The sequence below is a fragment of the Massiliimicrobium timonense genome (assembly GCF_002160865.1).
GTDB lineage: Bacteria > Bacillota_I > Bacilli_A > Erysipelotrichales > Coprobacillaceae > Allocoprobacillus.
The window spans coordinates 39,143-55,585 of the sequence record NZ_NFLJ01000018.1 but is presented as its reverse complement, the minus strand read 5'-3'; the positions used below and the strand labels follow the sequence as shown (position 1 = coordinate 55,585).

General features: G+C 29.5%; 17 protein-coding genes. 5 read left to right on the top strand and 12 right to left on the bottom strand.

The annotated features are described in order from the left end of the window. Positions 1-165: 165 nt before the first annotated feature. The 7 genes from B5E75_RS07410 to B5E75_RS07380 form a co-directional block, all read right to left on the bottom strand. The gene (locus B5E75_RS07410) at positions 166-699 is read right to left on the bottom strand and encodes a prolyl-tRNA synthetase associated domain-containing protein (RefSeq protein ID WP_087358121.1); all 534 of its coding nucleotides are present in this window, start codon (positions 697-699) and stop codon (positions 166-168) included. 214 nt (positions 700-913) lie between these two features. After that, complete coding sequence (locus B5E75_RS07405; RefSeq protein WP_087358117.1) at positions 914-1,492, bottom strand: helix-turn-helix domain-containing protein; 579 nt, start codon at positions 1,490-1,492, stop codon at positions 914-916. A 219-nt stretch (positions 1,493-1,711) separates the two neighbouring features. Continuing rightward, on the bottom strand, positions 1,712-2,560 hold the full coding sequence (locus B5E75_RS07400; protein ID WP_087358116.1) for an SAM hydrolase/SAM-dependent halogenase family protein: 849 nt from the start codon (positions 2,558-2,560) through the stop codon (positions 1,712-1,714). Between the two features lie 14 nt (positions 2,561-2,574). Next, entirely contained in the window at positions 2,575-3,417 is an 843-nt protein-coding gene (locus B5E75_RS07395; RefSeq protein WP_087358115.1) for an energy-coupling factor transporter transmembrane component T family protein, read from the bottom strand. Further along, entirely contained in the window at positions 3,410-5,113 is a 1,704-nt protein-coding gene (locus B5E75_RS07390; RefSeq protein WP_087358114.1) for an ABC transporter ATP-binding protein, read from the bottom strand. Before B5E75_RS07390 ends, B5E75_RS07395 begins: the two co-directional genes overlap by 8 nt. Next, positions 5,113-5,691, bottom strand: coding sequence for an ECF-type riboflavin transporter substrate-binding protein (locus B5E75_RS07385; protein ID WP_087358113.1), 579 nt, complete (start codon positions 5,689-5,691; stop codon positions 5,113-5,115). The genes B5E75_RS07390 and B5E75_RS07385 overlap by 1 nt, the downstream gene beginning before the upstream one ends. A gap of 100 nt (positions 5,692-5,791) precedes the next feature. Then, complete coding sequence (locus B5E75_RS07380) at positions 5,792-6,649, bottom strand: SAM hydrolase/SAM-dependent halogenase family protein (RefSeq protein WP_087358112.1); 858 nt, start codon at positions 6,647-6,649, stop codon at positions 5,792-5,794. 176 nt (positions 6,650-6,825) lie between these two features. On the opposite strand from B5E75_RS07380, the gene B5E75_RS07375 reads away from it, so the two are divergent. After that, complete coding sequence (locus tag B5E75_RS07375) at positions 6,826-8,439, top strand: nucleoside kinase (protein WP_087358111.1); 1,614 nt, start codon at positions 6,826-6,828, stop codon at positions 8,437-8,439. A 67-nt stretch (positions 8,440-8,506) separates the two neighbouring features. On the opposite strand, the gene B5E75_RS07370 is transcribed toward B5E75_RS07375, so the two are convergent. The 3 genes from B5E75_RS07370 to gpr form a co-directional block, all read right to left on the bottom strand. After that, positions 8,507-8,809, bottom strand: coding sequence for a hypothetical protein (locus B5E75_RS07370; RefSeq protein WP_087358110.1), 303 nt, complete (start codon positions 8,807-8,809; stop codon positions 8,507-8,509). Beyond that, on the bottom strand, positions 8,806-9,516 hold the full coding sequence (gene spoIIP / locus B5E75_RS07365; protein ID WP_087358109.1) for a stage II sporulation protein P: 711 nt from the start codon (positions 9,514-9,516) through the stop codon (positions 8,806-8,808). Before spoIIP ends, B5E75_RS07370 begins: the two co-directional genes overlap by 4 nt. An 88-nt stretch (positions 9,517-9,604) precedes the next feature. Beyond that, on the bottom strand, positions 9,605-10,573 hold the full coding sequence (gene gpr, locus B5E75_RS07360; protein ID WP_087358108.1) for a GPR endopeptidase: 969 nt from the start codon (positions 10,571-10,573) through the stop codon (positions 9,605-9,607). A 122-nt stretch (positions 10,574-10,695) separates the two neighbouring features. On the opposite strand from gpr, the gene rpsT reads away from it, so the two are divergent. From rpsT to pepF, 4 genes are all read left to right on the top strand, one after another. Next, the gene (rpsT, locus tag B5E75_RS07355; protein ID WP_087358107.1) at positions 10,696-10,959 is read left to right on the top strand and encodes a 30S ribosomal protein S20; all 264 of its coding nucleotides are present in this window, start codon (positions 10,696-10,698) and stop codon (positions 10,957-10,959) included. Between the two features lie 429 nt (positions 10,960-11,388). Then, on the top strand, positions 11,389-11,709 hold the full coding sequence (locus tag B5E75_RS07350) for a DUF6442 family protein (protein ID WP_087358106.1): 321 nt from the start codon (positions 11,389-11,391) through the stop codon (positions 11,707-11,709). A gap of 47 nt (positions 11,710-11,756) precedes the next feature. Continuing rightward, entirely contained in the window at positions 11,757-11,936 is a 180-nt protein-coding gene (locus tag B5E75_RS07345; protein ID WP_087358105.1) for a helix-turn-helix transcriptional regulator, read from the top strand. A gap of 51 nt (positions 11,937-11,987) precedes the next feature. Then, a complete protein-coding gene (pepF, locus tag B5E75_RS07340) occupies positions 11,988-13,781 on the top strand; it encodes an oligoendopeptidase F (RefSeq protein WP_087358104.1) in 1,794 nt (597 codons plus the stop codon). 309 nt (positions 13,782-14,090) lie between these two features. On the opposite strand, the gene B5E75_RS07330 is transcribed toward pepF, so the two are convergent. Both B5E75_RS07330 and B5E75_RS07325 read right to left on the bottom strand, forming a co-directional pair. Further along, positions 14,091-14,603 carry a DUF6512 family protein gene (locus tag B5E75_RS07330; RefSeq protein WP_087358102.1) on the bottom strand — a complete coding sequence of 171 codons (513 nt, stop codon included), beginning with the start codon at positions 14,601-14,603 and terminating at the stop codon, positions 14,091-14,093. 37 nt (positions 14,604-14,640) lie between these two features. Next, positions 14,641-16,284 carry a hypothetical protein gene (locus tag B5E75_RS07325; protein WP_087358101.1) on the bottom strand — a complete coding sequence of 548 codons (1,644 nt, stop codon included), beginning with the start codon at positions 16,282-16,284 and terminating at the stop codon, positions 14,641-14,643. Between the last annotated feature and the right edge of the window lie 159 nt (positions 16,285-16,443).

Genomic DNA, 16,443 nt, shown 5'->3' with positions numbered 1-16,443 from the left:
ACAAAAAGACTCAAGAAAATATGCCAATAAAAATCAAGAAAATAAATAAAAAGAATATCATATTTGTTGTTAAAATATAGCACATATTCATAGGTAATATTATATCAATAAAAAATGAGAAAGATAAATAAAAACTCTATCTTCCTCATTTTTTCACAACATCTTTTAACATTGAATGATATAATAATCATGCTTAATAGAAGGCAGGACTTTCTCAAATAAATCTTTTGTCTTTATTTTCATACTTGTTGTATTGATACAAGGATGAAAACCAATATATTCCTCTTTGAGAATATCCTCATCTACAATGAGTTGTACATGACAATCCGTATCATTGATTAATCCTATGACACTCACTGAGCCAGGCGTTATATCAAGATATTCAAGCATTTTATCATCACTCGCAAAGCTTAACCTTGAACTATGAATCTGTTTTGATATATCTTTTGTTTTAAACTTTTTATGTCCTAATAACATCAATAAATAATATTGACTCTTATTAGAATTGACTAAAAATAAATTTTTGCATATTGCTGCATCTAATTCCTCTTCAATTTTCACACAGTCTTCCATGGTCATAGCACTCTCATGATCAACACGCATATATTCTATAGAAAGAGAATCTAATAAATCATAAACCTTGATTTCTTTTTTTAATCTATTCTCTATATCTATCGGTCTTCCTTTCATTAATACCATAAGATTATCACATCCTTTTTCATTCACATAAGAACATTATACTCCAATTCTTGATTTTTGAAATCTATTTTTCATTTCTTATAGATATGATAATTATCTATATATTATAACTCATTTTTTAAATGAAAAGTAAAATAAAGAGTTAATAGTGTTGTTAGTCAAATTTATATTCATGAAAATTAAAGCCTATAACAAAAAAGACCTTTTGGTCTTTTTAAATTTGCAAAAGATATGCAATCATATAAGTGATAAAAAATGACGCTACCCCAACACCCACTACTAACAAAAATGTTTGATAATGTCTTTTCCCTATTTCCTGATTTTTTTGAATTTCATCTAATGTTTTTCCTTCCGTAAATGCCAGGATTTCTTTATAGGTATGAATATCATATTTCTTCTTTTGCTTTTCTAATTGAAATGCATAATAAATAGCAACTCCATAAATCAGTATCCAAATAAAGATACCTGCAGCTTGTAAATAAGTCCATAATGGGACAAGTGATAAAACAGCGATAAGTAATAAAGCTCCATAAATAACAGCATTTTTATTGAACTTATTCACTTCTTCTTTTTCAATTTGATATTTCATCATTTCTAAATCTCCTTTCACTAATTGATCAATAGAGACATTGAAAATCTGACTTAGTAAAACCAAACTATGAATATCTGGATAACTTTTATTTGTTTCCCAATTGGATATTGTCTGTCGCGTTACATAAATTTTCTCAGCTAACTGTTCCTGTGACAAATGTAATTGATCACGATATTTTTTAATTTGATTTCCAACTTGCATTCAATTCCCTCCTTGACAACTTCATAATAATCCATTGAGGCTTTTCATTCTATCTAATTTCTTTGACATCCTGTTTTTGACCTTGTCAAAACATTTTGACAAGTCCATATTATACATAATAGCTTATGATGAAATAACAAATTCAAATAATCATAGACATAAGAAAACTGCATTCCTTTATCAACAAATCTCAGAATGCAGCTTTAAAATTTATTTTTATTAATCAACTTTATGAAATTGAACTTTCCACTGAAGTCCAGCTTTCACCTGATAAACATCTTTAAAGCTTCCTTGATTTAATCCTATCGAAATATAATTAGATGAAGAATTAAAGATAACAGGTTGTCCAATATCTACAAATCCAAAGGATTTCGCATAAGGAACCGTTTCATCAAAATAAACACCTTGTTCATTTTCTAAAACAACATGAATATAATCTCCTTCATGATAACCAACACGATTAAAGTCTTCAGTCAAAACATTAAAAACAATACTTCCAAATGGATCAGAAACATTAGAAACAATGCCTTGAATATCTTCATTTTTCACATCAGCTTTTAAATATTCATAATCCAATAAAACAATATCATCAAGAGAATAACTTTCCCCCACTTCTTCAAATGTGATTTGTCCACTCGCTAGTTTTGCAGCTGTATAAGCAAATAAGTCTCGACCATGGAAAACAGATACACTTTCTGTTCCCTGATAACGATTCTTTGTTTCATCAATTTCTCTTATTGCCTCAATACCAATATTATAATACATATGTGTTAATGTTCCATTATCTGGTGTGACTACATAATTCCCATCTTTTAATAAAGCAACACTGGCTTTTCTAGGTGTTCCAACACCTGGATCAACAACAGAAACAAAAACTGTTCCTTTTGGCCAAAATGGCTCTACATAATTTAATTGTTGACTTGCTTCTAAAACATTAAATTTTTCAATCGTATGTGTACTGTCAACACATTCTAAAGAAGCATCTACTTGCTTACAAACACCTTTCATTGTTGCGACAAAAGGCCAATCCAAACTAAAATCAGTTTGCCATACAATACATGGTTTCATTTTCTTCCTCCTTGTTAAAATGGATACCAAACTTCAGATACATTAAAAAATATTCTCCCAATAATATATCCTACAACAAATAATCCTAATAAAATATAAACAATTTTCACTTTTTTATCATTTGGTGTTTCTTCATGTTCTGCATAATAACTACGTTTCTTTCCTTTACCAAATCCTCTTAAATCCATAGCATTAGAAATATTACCAATACGATCAAAAGAAGTGATGACTAAAGGGATTAAAATCAAAATATTTTGTTTAATACGTTTCAGTAGTCCTGTTTTCTTAGGATCCAGTTCGACTCCTCGTGCCTGCATAGAAACTTTAATATTCTGATAATCTCTGGCAATATCAGGAATATAACGAAAAGCCATTTCTACAATTGTACAAATTTTATATGGAACTTTGCATGAGTAAAGGCCAGCTGCAAATTCACTTGGTGTAATCGCTAAAATAAAATCTAAAGAAATCAAGAAAGACGCAATCATTTTTAAAAATCTTGATAATAAAAACCAGACTTCTTCATAAGTCACAATATAATAATCATTAAATTGAAACCAGATAGTTTCATGACCAAAATAAAGCATACCTAAATGAGGATTCGCTAAATAATATAAAAGAATATTCACCAAATTCATCACAACAACAAAGATAATAATATATCGTACTGATTTTAACTTAGGTCTTAATGAAATCAATCCAATGATACCTAAAATAAAAACCGGTAGAATTAATCTTAAATCAAAAGACATAATTAAATATACAATGAGAACAAAGAATAAACGAACTTTTGTTGTTCCGGACAACTGATGTAAAAAAGTTTTACCGGGAATCAGATTAATGATGAAATTATTCATGACGGTTCATCCTTTCATGTTCAATAAAATGTTGTGTAAATGCATCACAAGGAAGACCTATGCGTTTTGCTAGAGTAAATAAAGATGTCTGTTTCAAATGAGCTCTTTGAATAATATCCTCATCACTTAATATTTTAAAGACACTATCATCACCAATGCAAGTTCCTTCACTAAAGACAATCGCTCTGTCTGTATATTCAATTGCCAAATGCATATCATGAGTAATGAATAATATTGTGATTCCATATTCTTTATTTAAATAATCTAAAAACGTCATAATTTCCGTATAGACACGATAATCCTGCCCTGCCGTTGGTTCATCTAAAATCATCACATCTGGTTTCATTGCTAAAATAGAAGCTATTGTCATACGCTTTTTCTGTCCATAACTCAAAGCAGAAACAGGCCAATTTCTCATCGCATAGAGATTACACATTTTCAACGCTTCTTCAACATTCTTTTCAATATCTTCTTTTGAATAATCATGCAATGTCAAACCTAAAGCCACTTCATCTTTAATCATATCTTTGACAATCATCTGATTAGGATTTTGCATCACATATCCAATCATTCCACCTATTTCTTTAATGGAATATTGCATATAATCTTGACCTTTCAACAAAATTTGTCCCTTTGTTGGTCTTAAAATACCACATAAGAGTTTAGCGATTGTACTTTTACCAGCACCATTTTTTCCAACAATGGCAATTTTTTCACCTTTTCTTATCTCAAAAGAAACATTGTCAAGGATCTGATGATCAGACTGATATGCAAAAGATAAATCTTTTACCTCAATAATCACATCTTGTGGCTCTTGAGGTTTTGATGGTATTGACTGATGAAAATCATCAATAAGCTGTTGACGATAAGGCTCAAGATCAATATCCTGGATATGACTAATATGATCAGGCTGTAATTGACATCCGGCATTTTTTAATGCTGTAATATATAAAGGTTCTCTAATACCATTTTCTTTTAACAATGGACTTAATAAAAGTTCATCAGGTGTCATATCAGCAATAATTTTTCCTTCCTGCAGTAAAATGACACGATCAACATGACGATATAAAACATCTTCTAAACGATGCTCAATAATCACAACTGTTTTCTTTTGTTCTCTATAAATACGGTCAATCAAATCAATAGCATCATTTCCCATCATAGGGTCCAAAGCCGCCAAAGGTTCATCGAACAGTAATATTTTCACATCATCATGCATGATACCAGCTAAAGCAACACGCTGTTTTTGTCCACCACTTAAATCATAAGGAACATGATTTAAGAATTCATGCATGTCTACCATTTTGGCTGATTGATATACACGTGGAATCATTTCTTCTCGTGGCATATTCTCATTTTCCAGTGCATATGCAATATCTTCACCAACAGACAATCCAACGAACTGAGCATCAGAATCCTGTAAAACTGTTCCAACTTGACTACTTAACTGAAAAATGCTAGATTGAACAACTTCCAAACTAGCAATTTTACAAGATCCCTGACATTCCCCATCATATGAAAACGGAATTAATCCATTGATACAATGAGCAAGTGTTGATTTCCCACAACCACTTGGTCCAAGTAACAACACTTTTTCTCCTTCATAAATCGTTAGATTAATATGCTTTAAAGTATCTTCAGTTTGAGATTTATATCGAAAACTAAAGTCTTTAAATTCAATGACAGGTTTTTTCATTATTCAGCTTTTAAGTTTCGACCACGAGAATTTCTACTAGCTAAAACTTTTAAAACTGGAATACCAATAACCAATAAAACAATAATATTAGAAATAGACCCAACAACAGATTGATATAAAGTAATTGTTAATTCTCCACCATACCATAAATATGTAAAGAATGGTGTCACCAATCCAAAACTAATACCACATCCAATCACACAAAGAATAGCATAAATAATCATATGTTTGACTTCAAAAATACCATCTTCAATATATGCCCCATATAATGGAAGTGCTCCAATAAACAATCCTAAAAATGCATTTCCAATAGACCAGTCAAACCAGAAACCTGAACCACTGATTAAATCAGCAATTACATTTCCTACTCCCGCAGCGACTGCAGCTGGAAGTGGTCCAAATAATCCCCCAACAATAACAGGAACAACCATAGCTGTTGTTAAACTGGTATTTGTAAAGATTCTAATTGAACCAAAATTCATCAATACACCAAATAATGCTGCCCCAATGGCAACCCCTACAATTGTTTTTGTATTCCAAACACCTATAAATTTTTCTAAAGTTGTCTTCTTACTCATAAGACACGCCCCTCTCTTTTTAATTATTTTTAAAATACAACAAAATAGTAAATCTTTCTCATTTTTTTGTCAATAAATTTATCTCTAACAAGCCTCATTGTTATTCATAAATTACTTTAGGTGCACGACGAATGCTGATTTTCCAATGAATACCCGTCCCAATGTTATAAGCTTTTGCAAAGCTTCCTTGATTAATAGCGACTGCCATATGATCTAAACTATTTGTGTATAACAATGTTTCTCCTGTTGATACATCAGCAAAGCTTTTTGCATAAACTAAAATATTTTTATAAACAATGCGATGTTCATGTTCAATACAAATCTCAACACGTTCACCAAAAGACACATGTAACTTTTTAAACATCTCTCTAGGAATATTTGTCCATAGACTACCAAAACGAACATCTAAAACATCAATCGTTCCATTGATGATATCATGATCCATCGTTGCTGGAATTGTCGTTAACTCAACAATAGAAGCCACATCCACTTTTGAACCAATATCTTCAAAAGAAATAATACCAGCTGCTAACTTAGCAGAAGTATAGGCATAAATATCTCTCCCATGAAAAGTATAGCTTTCCCCTGAATGAGGTAATCTATTTTTAGTTTCATCAATTTCTCTTGCTTCTTCAATTCCAATTATTTTTTTAATATGTGTTAATGTTCCATTATCAGGTGTAATCACATATTGCCCACCTTTTGTTTTAACCGCAATGCTTCTTCTTGAAGACCCAACACCAGGATCAACAACCGAAACAAAAACACTCCCTTCTTTCCAATAATTCACAGTTTGAATCAGACGATAAGAAGCTTCCCATACATTATAAGGTTGTATATCATGTGTTAAATCAAATATCTTTAAATTCTCATCGACACTAAATGCAACACCATACATAGCACTGACAGCTCCATCAACTAAACCAAAATCCGTCTGTAATATTAATGGTTTTGACATATTTTTTCCTCCTTCTTTTCTAACGTATTCTATTATACAAAAAAAATAGTTTTATTGAAAATATATTTTATCATCAACTATAATTCATCCCTATTGAAAATAAACGTATTAACCATCAAAAGAAAGATGTCAATAGATATCAAAACATGTTAAGATATGAATAAGGAAGTGAAACTATGTTATTAAATATTCAAAATCAACAGATTGAAATAGAAAAACCCATGCGTTTAGAAGACATTATCAAAACATATGATTCTAATCAGTCAATTTATGCAGGAATTGTTGATGGAAAACTATGTGAACTCACATATAGGATTGAAAAAAATGCATCCATTGAATGGGTTAAAAAAGATAGTATGATCGGTAAACAAATCTATGAAAGAACTTTGACTTTTGTATTTATTGTTGCAGTCAAACATCTCTTTAAAAATGCAAATATACATATTGAATTTACATTTCAAGATGGATTATATTGTTCTATTCAAAAAAATGAAAGTTTGACACCACAGGATGTCAATAAGATCAAACAAAAAATGTTAGAAATCATTCATAAAAAAGCAAAAATAACTCGTCATATATTACCAAAAAATCAAGCCATTGATTTTTTGAAAAAGAATCATTTAGAAGATAAAGCCGATTTATTACAATATCGTTCAAAAGATATATGCAGCATTTATGAAATGGAAGGTATCTATGACTATTTTTATGGTTTCATGCTGCCAGATGCTTCTTATCTTCACGATATTTCACTTCAATTCTTTGCTCCAGGATTACGCTTAGGACGTTATGATGTCACATTTCAACATTATAAACTCTTTCAAGTCATGAAAGAATATGAAGAATGGGGTAAACTTATTGATGTGGCTAATGTTGCGAAAATGAATGAAAAGATTATGAATGGTCAAACCAATGAATTGATGTTAATGTCAGAAGCGATGATTGAAAAGAAGTTATCTGAACTGGCATCATATATTGCGAAAGAAAAAGAACATTTAAAAATGATTTTAATTGCTGGTCCCAGCTCTGCTGGTAAAACAACATTTTCTAAACGTTTAGGTATTCATTTAAAAATCTTAGGAATGGATCCTATCACAATTTCTATGGACGATTTTTATTTAAACAGAACACAGACTCCACGCCTCCTAGATGGTAGTTATGATTTTGAAAACATTGAAGCTATAGATTTAAAATTATTCAATGAAACAATGCTTCAACTGATACATCATAAACCCGTTTACTTACCACATTATCATTTTCAAACAGGATTAAGAGAATACAACCAGCAGCCTACTGTATTATCTCCACGTCAAATTCTTATTATCGAAGGCATTCATGGACTGAATCCTCGTACGTCATACTATATTCCCGAAAATATGAAAATGAAAATATATATTAATGCTTTAACTCATCTCAATTATGATAATCATAATCGTATCCCGACATCAGATTATCGCCTCATTCGCCGTATAGCAAGAGATTATCAGTTTAGAAATGCTGATGCGACAGAAACAATCCGTCGCTGGAAAAATGTTCAAAAAGGTGAAGAACAGTACATTTACCCTTATCAGGAACAGGCAGATGTTATTTTTAATACATCTATGGTCTATGAATTAGCCATCTTAAAACCTATTGTTCAAAAATTATTATTACAAGTATCACCAAAGGAAAAAGAATATATAGAAGCACATCGTCTTTATAAACTCTTAGATTATTTTATAGCTGCCAAAGTTGATGTTCCTCAAATATCCATTTTAGCTGAGTTTATTGGCAACTCTATCTTTCAAGAATAAACACTTTTTAATATCCTTATAAAAAAAGAATCCTTTCATTCAAAATAAAGGATTCCATCTATAACCATTAAAGAATATAAATTATTTTCAATAAAAACAAACTTATAAAATCAGAAAATATTTTGGCAAAAAATTCAATCACATTGACACAAAACTGACTTGTTGTTTTCATTAAAGAAGAAATTTGATTATCGCTTGTATCTTGTAAAGTCATCGGTGATTGAATTTCTTTTTGTGAAGCGACATCTTCTTCAAACTGCTGAATTTCTCTTTCAAACAATGTCTGCGAAACTTGATGATCACCAAAAAACAGACTGATGACACATATTAGAAGTAAGACACAACATAAATCAATCCAAAACTGTTTCATGCACTCAAATATTCATCTAAAACCATTGCTAAAATATTTAATGAGTTTTGTACTTCTTCATATGTGTTTTCATTTGCTCCCACTTCTATTAACATCATATTATCAGTGACACCTTGATTATAATGACTTTGTTTAAGATAAACACCTCGACATATTTTAGGAATTTTTTCATTCAACATATCAGCCAGTTTTTCACAACGCTTATTAACTTCACTATAATGAGAACTTCCTTTTCCTACTACAAACATGAGTTTAGCATAACTTTTATTATCTACTGTTATAGTAGATAAACTTTTTTTAATAGAATCTCTATGAAAGTCAATAACCAAATCGTATTCACCATGTTCCTTGACAGCCTGTGATAAATATTTTTGTGATACTGTATATGATTTTGCATAATCTATATGATTTTTAGTTTTATACAACTCAAAATCCGTTGTTTCATAATCTACCTCATATCCTTTGTTTTCCAATAATTGCATTAAATAACGACTCCCTTCCTTAACCGACTTTGTCGCATATTTCTCACCTTGATGCGTATTATAAATATAAATTGATTTTCCATTAAGCTGTTTTTTGACATTTGTTGTTGTTAATGATGAAACAACATTTTCGACACTCTCACTATAAATATTTTGAAAAGGAAGATTCAATAAAATAACAATCACCACAATCAGCTTTAAAACAATTTTCATATTCTTATTCATGAATCCTTCCCTCCTTTTAACTATACAATGAAATATATGCAAAAAAAGTTCTTTTTAGTACATAAAAAGGAAATTCATTTTGAATTTCCTAATAAGTTAACTCATTGATGCTTGTTGATAATAGTTTTGCTAACATTTCAATATCAAAATCAATCTGTTTATCACTCATAATAAACTGATCTTCAATAGGATTTAAAACTTCATTTAATAATTGTATTCGCTTTTGTTCACTCAGTTGTCCTATCTCACCTAAAATTAAACGCCTTTGCACTTCATTAAGTCGTCCCTCATACCTTTTTCTTTTTCCTACCTTTAAAGCTGTAGACGGGTCTAAAGACTCTTTAAAATAGCCCTCCAATAAATTATAAACATCACTGACAAGACTTGAAACATGAATAACTGTTGGTACACCAATCGCAAGAACTGGTATACCCATTGTGGCTTCACTTATATTTTTACGATGATTGCCAATTCCACTTCCTGGATATATACCCACATTATTCATTTGAATGACACGACAGATTTTTTCATAACTTTGCGCACATAAAGCGTCAATCGCAATCACAAGATCAGGTTGAAATTCTTCAATCAAAGAAAGTAAAATATTAGCTGTTTCCATTCCTGTGTGTGCCATCACTCCGGGTGCAATACACATAGTATCATAATATTGATGACGATGCCTTTCTTCAATAGGATAATGATGTGTGGCACGTATTTGATGTAATGTTCGTGGTCCAATCGCATCACTCGTTAATGTTGGATTACCCAATCCTATCCATAAAATCAGTGGATCAATTTTCTTGACTTTATCCTTAATAAGTTGTGATAACTGTTTTTGAAAATGTTTAGACACTGTTTCATATTCTTGATAGTCTGGAAAACTAATTTCGATATATTTTCCAATATCATGAGGATAAAGTGAACTTGTCTGTAAAATCTCAAAGATTTCAATTGTGACATTTCCATCCTTTTTTTGATTATGTTTATAATCCTTATCTTTTGTTGCATAGGCTAATGATTCAATCGCTAAATCACTGCGTGTATAATATTTGTTCATATTCTCACCATAATAAGCATTACCAAAACAAAAAAAATCTAATCAATTATCAATAAAACATTGCATTTATCATCTATTTTTGATAGAATAACAAAGCATAAGTCAAAGCGAGGTGAAAAAGAATGGCAAACATGAAACAACAAATCAAACGTTATAAAAACGACAACAAAAAACGTTTAATCAACAATTCTTATAAAAGTGCTTTAAAAACAGCAATTAAAAATGTAAGAGCTGAAGTTGAAGCTGGAAATAAAGAAGCTGCAGTTGCTGCATATAATGTAGCTGCATCTAAATTAGATGCTTCTGTCAGCAAAGGAATTCATCATAAAAACTATGCTAGTAGACAAAAATCTAAATTAGCTAAATTAGTAAACTCTATCGCTTAATGAGATAGAGTTTTTTATTTGTTTAATATGTCAAGTTTTCCTGACACACTTTCATTTATGTTCTAAAATAAAAGTGTAAAGAAAACTTGTCAGAGGTGATAAAATGAATAAAGAAGATATTTTAAAAAAAATCAAAAAACAATAAATAAAGAATATGATTTTTTTCTTGACCAAAAAACAATTCCCATTTTAATATCAGTTTTTATCATTTTATGCTTCTTAATAATGATATTATCCTTTTTTACATCTTTTCAACAAGAAATCTTTTATACAACAACGACTCTTCTACTCAGTTTTCTTTCATCATATTTTCTAGCTTACTACTATTATCTACATTTATCTAAGTACTTATATATTGGACTTATTTTTCTTATTCTCTTTATATTTTCTATAAGTTATCTTTGGTTATTAATTTGGTGGGTGAAACATATGGATAAAAATAAAATTCTTGATTTATATCGTCACGAAAGAGATGAAAGACAAATCCAATGTCAAAGAAAAGCATTATTGAAAGGAATGTCTTTTATTATGATTGTGGCTTTTACATTTATATTCTTTTCATTTGAATTTCAAGAAATTCCTGCAGTGTACTATACTATTTACATTTTAATTATGCCAATGGCTGGACTATCATTAAGTATGCGTGGATGGTATGATAAAAATAAACTCTATCTTTTATGCGGTCTTAGTTTAATTGTTCTGTGTCTTATCAATGGTTATCAATATATATCTATCATGGTCGGAGTTTAATATGAATAAAAAATTAATATTTAAAAATCGTTTAAGAGAAATGAGAAATGAGAAATGAAAAAGGACTTTCTCAAAGTGAATTAGCTCAGATTGTTGGTGTTTCCAGACAAACTATTTCTTCCATTGAAAATGGTCAATTTAACCCTACCGCAAAACTTGCCTTAATTTTATGTATTGCCTTAGATCAAAAATTTGAAGATATGTTTTATTTTGAGTTATCAGTTTGACTTTTCAATCCGTTCATTTTATCATAGATGTATATTGAAAAGGAGGAAATTATGGAACGTCAAAATATAGATATCCAATATACATGGGATTTATCCCCTATTTATGCTCATCATCAAGATTTTTATAAAGATTTAGATAAAGCAAAAGAATTGCTCACTTCACTACTACAACAAAAAGATTTATTCTTAAAAGATGTGAATCAATTCTTAAAATTTCATCAAGAAGAAACAATGTTATCACGTTATATCCAGAAATTACATTGTTTTGCACATCTTCATTGTGATGTTGAACCAAACAATCAAGAATACCAGACAATGTATGCTGCAATTTTGTCATTCTATGATCAAGTTTCTTCGTCATTAGATTTCTATACTGTCATGATGATTGAAAACAGTGAAAAAGTGACACAGTATTTACAAGACGAACAATTAAGTGATTATCGTTATACAATTCAAGAAATTTTACGTCAAAAGAAACATGTTTTATCACAGGAATTAGAAACATTGGTATCAAAAACATCTACGATTGCAGATATATCATCACAAGTTTTTGATGCTTTAAGACTAGACTATGACCCTGTTCATATTGATGGTCAAGAAAAAACATTGAATAGTGCAACTTTAACTGAATTTCTTAAAAATAAGAACCCTGAAGTCAGAAAAGAAGCTTATCATAACTTCTTTAAAGAATATAAGAAATTTGAAAATGTTTATGCTGCTACACTTTCTGGAGTCATGAAAAAAGATGCTTTCTATGCAGATGTGAAAAAATTCGATGGACCATTAGAAGCCAGTCTATTTGATGATAATGTTCCAACATCATTATTCTTTAAGATTTTAGATAAAGCAAACAATCAATATCGTCCTTTATTTCATCGTTATAATGCTTTAAAAAAGAAAGTTTTAAAATTAGAAACAATGTATAATTACGATCTCAATATTCCTTTGGTTCAATACAAAACAAAGAAATATACAATTGATGAATGTTTCGATATTATTTTAGATGTTGTTAAAATCTTTGGAGAAGACTATGTCAATATCATCAAAAAAGCCAAAGAAGAAAGATGGATAGATTATTATCCACACTCAGGTAAACGCATTGGTGCTTATTCAAGTGGATGTTATGATACAAATCCTTATATTCTAATGAACTTTATTGGAGATTATAATTCACTCTCTACCATGATTCATGAATTAGGACATAGTGCACATACTTATTTATCATGTCACAATCAATCACCTGTCAATTGTGATTATCGTATCTTTGTGGCGGAAGTGGCTTCTACAGTGAATGAAACACTATTAATCAACTATATGCTAGAACATGCTTCATCACCTCAAGAAAAAGCCTATTTCCTATATGAACTTTTAGAAAACTGTGTTGGTTTAATTTTTAGACAACCTATGTATGCTGATTTTGAACATATTTTACACACATGGGCCAAAGAAGGAAAACCAATGTCATCACAAATGATAACAGATTTGTATGACAAAAAGAATGCTGAGTATTATGGGCCAGAAATCACAATGGATGAATATGTGGGTTATTCTTGTTATTATATTCCACATTTCTATTATAATTATTATGTTTATAAGTATACTCTTGGTATGACTGTCGCATTAGCGATTGTGTCACGTTTATTAAATGGTGATGAAAAACAAAAAGAAGCTTATCTTCGCTTCTTAAAATCTGGTGGCAGCAAGGACCCTGTGGATCTTTTAAAAGATGCTTTAGTCAATCCATTAGAAGATCAGCTATATGATGATGCTTTCCATTATTTTGAAACAATTCTTAATGAATTTGAAAACATTGTCTTAGATGATTCATCAAGCACTTTATCATAAAGTGGTAGACTTTTTAATCTACCACTTCTTTTTATGCACTTAGATAAATTTGTGTTATTTTCTTTATATCTCTTTCTTATGAATGAAGTCATATTTATCAGACTCCACCTTCTTTTATTCACAAGTGCTTTATCTCTTTTACCTTTTCAAAAGAATATTACAACTGGATGTGGCATGTTATGTCTTGGAATGACACTCATTTTATTTCCCTTTTGTACACCTGAAACTTATCAAAAATTGGGTTATCTTAAAAGCACTCAAATTGGACGTATTTTAGGCTTTCTTATTGAATTATATGCTCTTTTTATATTATTCTATTAATGACTGAAGCAGTGTTTCCACTGCTTTTTCTTCTTGAAATAACGGTATATCCAAAGGATAAAAAGTCCCTAAAACAAGTAAAATCATCAATAAAACAAAAGCGGCAACATAAATAATCCATGATGATGTATCAACATAGAAATAGACATAATAAGATAGACTATTTCCTACAATGATTGAAGTCAACAACAATAAAATATCAAAAACAAGACTCTCTATCCCTAAACCATAACGAACAAAATAATAAATGAATAACAAAGAGAGTAAACCACTCAAAAGGCCATAAAACATAGCTTTCATATATTTTTTGATATCAATATCCTTGAAAATATAAATCCATAAATAACCTAATAACATTGGGTAAACAAATAGTTTTAAATGTTCAAAAACACTTTCATTCGTTGCTGAAAAAATAGCTATAAAAGGATAAGGAAAAAAATCATAAAGAAAATGTAAAAGTGTTCCTACTAAAAACTCTAAAAAAGACAATAAAACAGCCATAATAATCACCAATGTATTGTATGCTTTCTATATTTTTTTATTCATTAACGACATACCCCATCTGTTTCATCAATGCTTTGATTTCTTTTTGACTTAATCTTTTTCCAATAAGATCTTGATCATTTTTCATCTTCATAAGTGATGTATGATCTAAAATCATAAATCCTTTAGATGAATAAACATATTGAACTTCATGATCTTTTCCATGATGTGTATATTGATTTTGTTCACTCATAAAAGCTTTTTTAGCATCCTCTTGTGTATAATAAGTATATATTTTTAAATATGGTCGATTATGTGTACCTGTCACTTGTATATCTGTCAGTGAATCAATTGTTGCATATGTATCTGAAAAATACTCATTCCAATTTCCTAAAATATGATTTTCTTTTTCAACATAGGGTTGAATTTGTCTTAAAACGTTTTGTCGATGTTCCATAATAATACGTATATCCTCTAAAGGATAAGGTAGAGATGCAATAAAAAACTGAGATATCCCTATCATTATTCCTACAAAAAACAAGAAGAAAGTAAACTGCACCCCATATAAATATTCAGATGGATATTTCTGTTTTGGTTTATAAATACCTTGATGTTGTTTCAAATAAAATTGAATACGTCGTAAATATTGTCTTTTGATTTCTTGAAGACGAGTCTTTAAAATTGTATATAAACTCCAAACAACAATCATACATATACAAAAAGAAATAACCATTGCTAATTCTAAATCAATCGCTGCAAAATACTTAGAAACAGGAAAGTATGACATAATATGATAACATATATCTAAACAACTATAGAAAATATTTCCGAATGGAATCATCTCTAAAACTGTTTTAAGTTTCAAGTTACTGACTGCATTAAAATTTTGCTGATAAAAGATCAGCAAAGCAAATGAAATATACATTGGCATAGCCATACTTCCTAAGATATTTTTGATCGTATTGGTGCATGTTCTTAAACATAAAATCATCTGTTCATGTTTTGTTAAATCTTTGATTGTTCCTTTCATATCTTCATGATGTTTTGCAATCAAAAGATAAGCTTGATAATAAAATTCAAAAAAATCCTTACGATGTCTTTTATGAATCATTTTTTCAAATGATGATTTGATATATAACCATGTATCATCTTCACAACAATTGAGATAATGATAGCTATCTTTTAAACTTAGTTCTCTTTTCTTTTTCTTAGTATCGTTCTTTTTAAAAAGACTCCATATATATAATGATGTATAAAACAAAATCAAAAGGATTGTTAAACCTAAAACACAAAACAAAAATGATGTTGATTGCTCTGTATAATTAAAAAGATTTGATAATGCAGGAAAAACAGTTTTTTGTAACGAAACACCTAAATCAAAACAAAACTGATAAATTCCATCAAAAACATGACTTGTAGTTAAAATAGAATTCACAAAAGTAGCACTAATAAATGCACCACATATAATAAAAAGACATGCAAAAAAGATCCACCCAATAATATTCAATACATCCCATACTCTTTGAATAATCTTTGCATATTGATATTGAAACATCTGCATTTTTGTCTTATTTTTGTGAGTGATGTCAACATAAACTTCTTCTAAATGCTCATATTCTTCTGTTTCCTTTAATCTTTTATATAATTCATCCACAAGATGTTGATCTTTAAAATCCAATATTTCTTTTAAATCTACCACAATTATCCTCTCCTATTTTTACACTATATCATATTTATTCATAAAATACTGAACGTAATCATTATTAGATAATTTGATGTCAAAATCTGCACTTAGTAAGATTCCATTACAACTCATTTATTTTTTAAAGAAGTTCGTGTATAATAAAAAAAGAAACGA

What these genes read in the sequence shown, in the direction of transcription:
- B5E75_RS07350 (WP_087358106.1), top strand. Translation starts at nt 11,389, where the DNA reads ATGGATAAAAATAAAATTCTTGATTTATATCGTCACGAAAGAGATGAA.
- spoIIP (WP_087358109.1), bottom strand. Translation starts at nt 9,516, where the DNA reads ATGAATAAGAATATGAAAATTGTTTTAAAGCTGATTGTGGTGATTGTT.
- B5E75_RS07330 (WP_087358102.1), bottom strand. Translation starts at nt 14,603, where the DNA reads ATGGCTGTTTTATTGTCTTTTTTAGAGTTTTTAGTAGGAACACTTTTA.
- B5E75_RS07370 (WP_087358110.1), bottom strand. Translation starts at nt 8,809, where the DNA reads ATGAAACAGTTTTGGATTGATTTATGTTGTGTCTTACTTCTAATATGT.
- B5E75_RS07395 (WP_087358115.1), bottom strand. Translation starts at nt 3,417, where the DNA reads ATGAATAATTTCATCATTAATCTGATTCCCGGTAAAACTTTTTTACAT.
- B5E75_RS07400 (WP_087358116.1), bottom strand. Translation starts at nt 2,560, where the DNA reads ATGAAACCATGTATTGTATGGCAAACTGATTTTAGTTTGGATTGGCCT.
- pepF (WP_087358104.1), top strand. Translation starts at nt 11,988, where the DNA reads ATGGAACGTCAAAATATAGATATCCAATATACATGGGATTTATCCCCT.
- B5E75_RS07390 (WP_087358114.1), bottom strand. Translation starts at nt 5,113, where the DNA reads ATGAAAAAACCTGTCATTGAATTTAAAGACTTTAGTTTTCGATATAAA.
- B5E75_RS07375 (WP_087358111.1), top strand. Translation starts at nt 6,826, where the DNA reads ATGTTATTAAATATTCAAAATCAACAGATTGAAATAGAAAAACCCATG.
- B5E75_RS07405 (WP_087358117.1), bottom strand. Translation starts at nt 1,492, where the DNA reads ATGCAAGTTGGAAATCAAATTAAAAAATATCGTGATCAATTACATTTG.
- B5E75_RS07345 (WP_087358105.1), top strand. Translation starts at nt 11,757, where the DNA reads ATGAGAAATGAAAAAGGACTTTCTCAAAGTGAATTAGCTCAGATTGTT.
- B5E75_RS07380 (WP_087358112.1), bottom strand. Translation starts at nt 6,649, where the DNA reads ATGTCAAAACCATTAATATTACAGACGGATTTTGGTTTAGTTGATGGA.
- B5E75_RS07385 (WP_087358113.1), bottom strand. Translation starts at nt 5,691, where the DNA reads ATGAGTAAGAAGACAACTTTAGAAAAATTTATAGGTGTTTGGAATACA.
- rpsT (WP_087358107.1), top strand. Translation starts at nt 10,696, where the DNA reads ATGGCAAACATGAAACAACAAATCAAACGTTATAAAAACGACAACAAA.
- B5E75_RS07410 (WP_087358121.1), bottom strand. Translation starts at nt 699, where the DNA reads ATGGTATTAATGAAAGGAAGACCGATAGATATAGAGAATAGATTAAAA.
- gpr (WP_087358108.1), bottom strand. Translation starts at nt 10,573, where the DNA reads ATGAACAAATATTATACACGCAGTGATTTAGCGATTGAATCATTAGCC.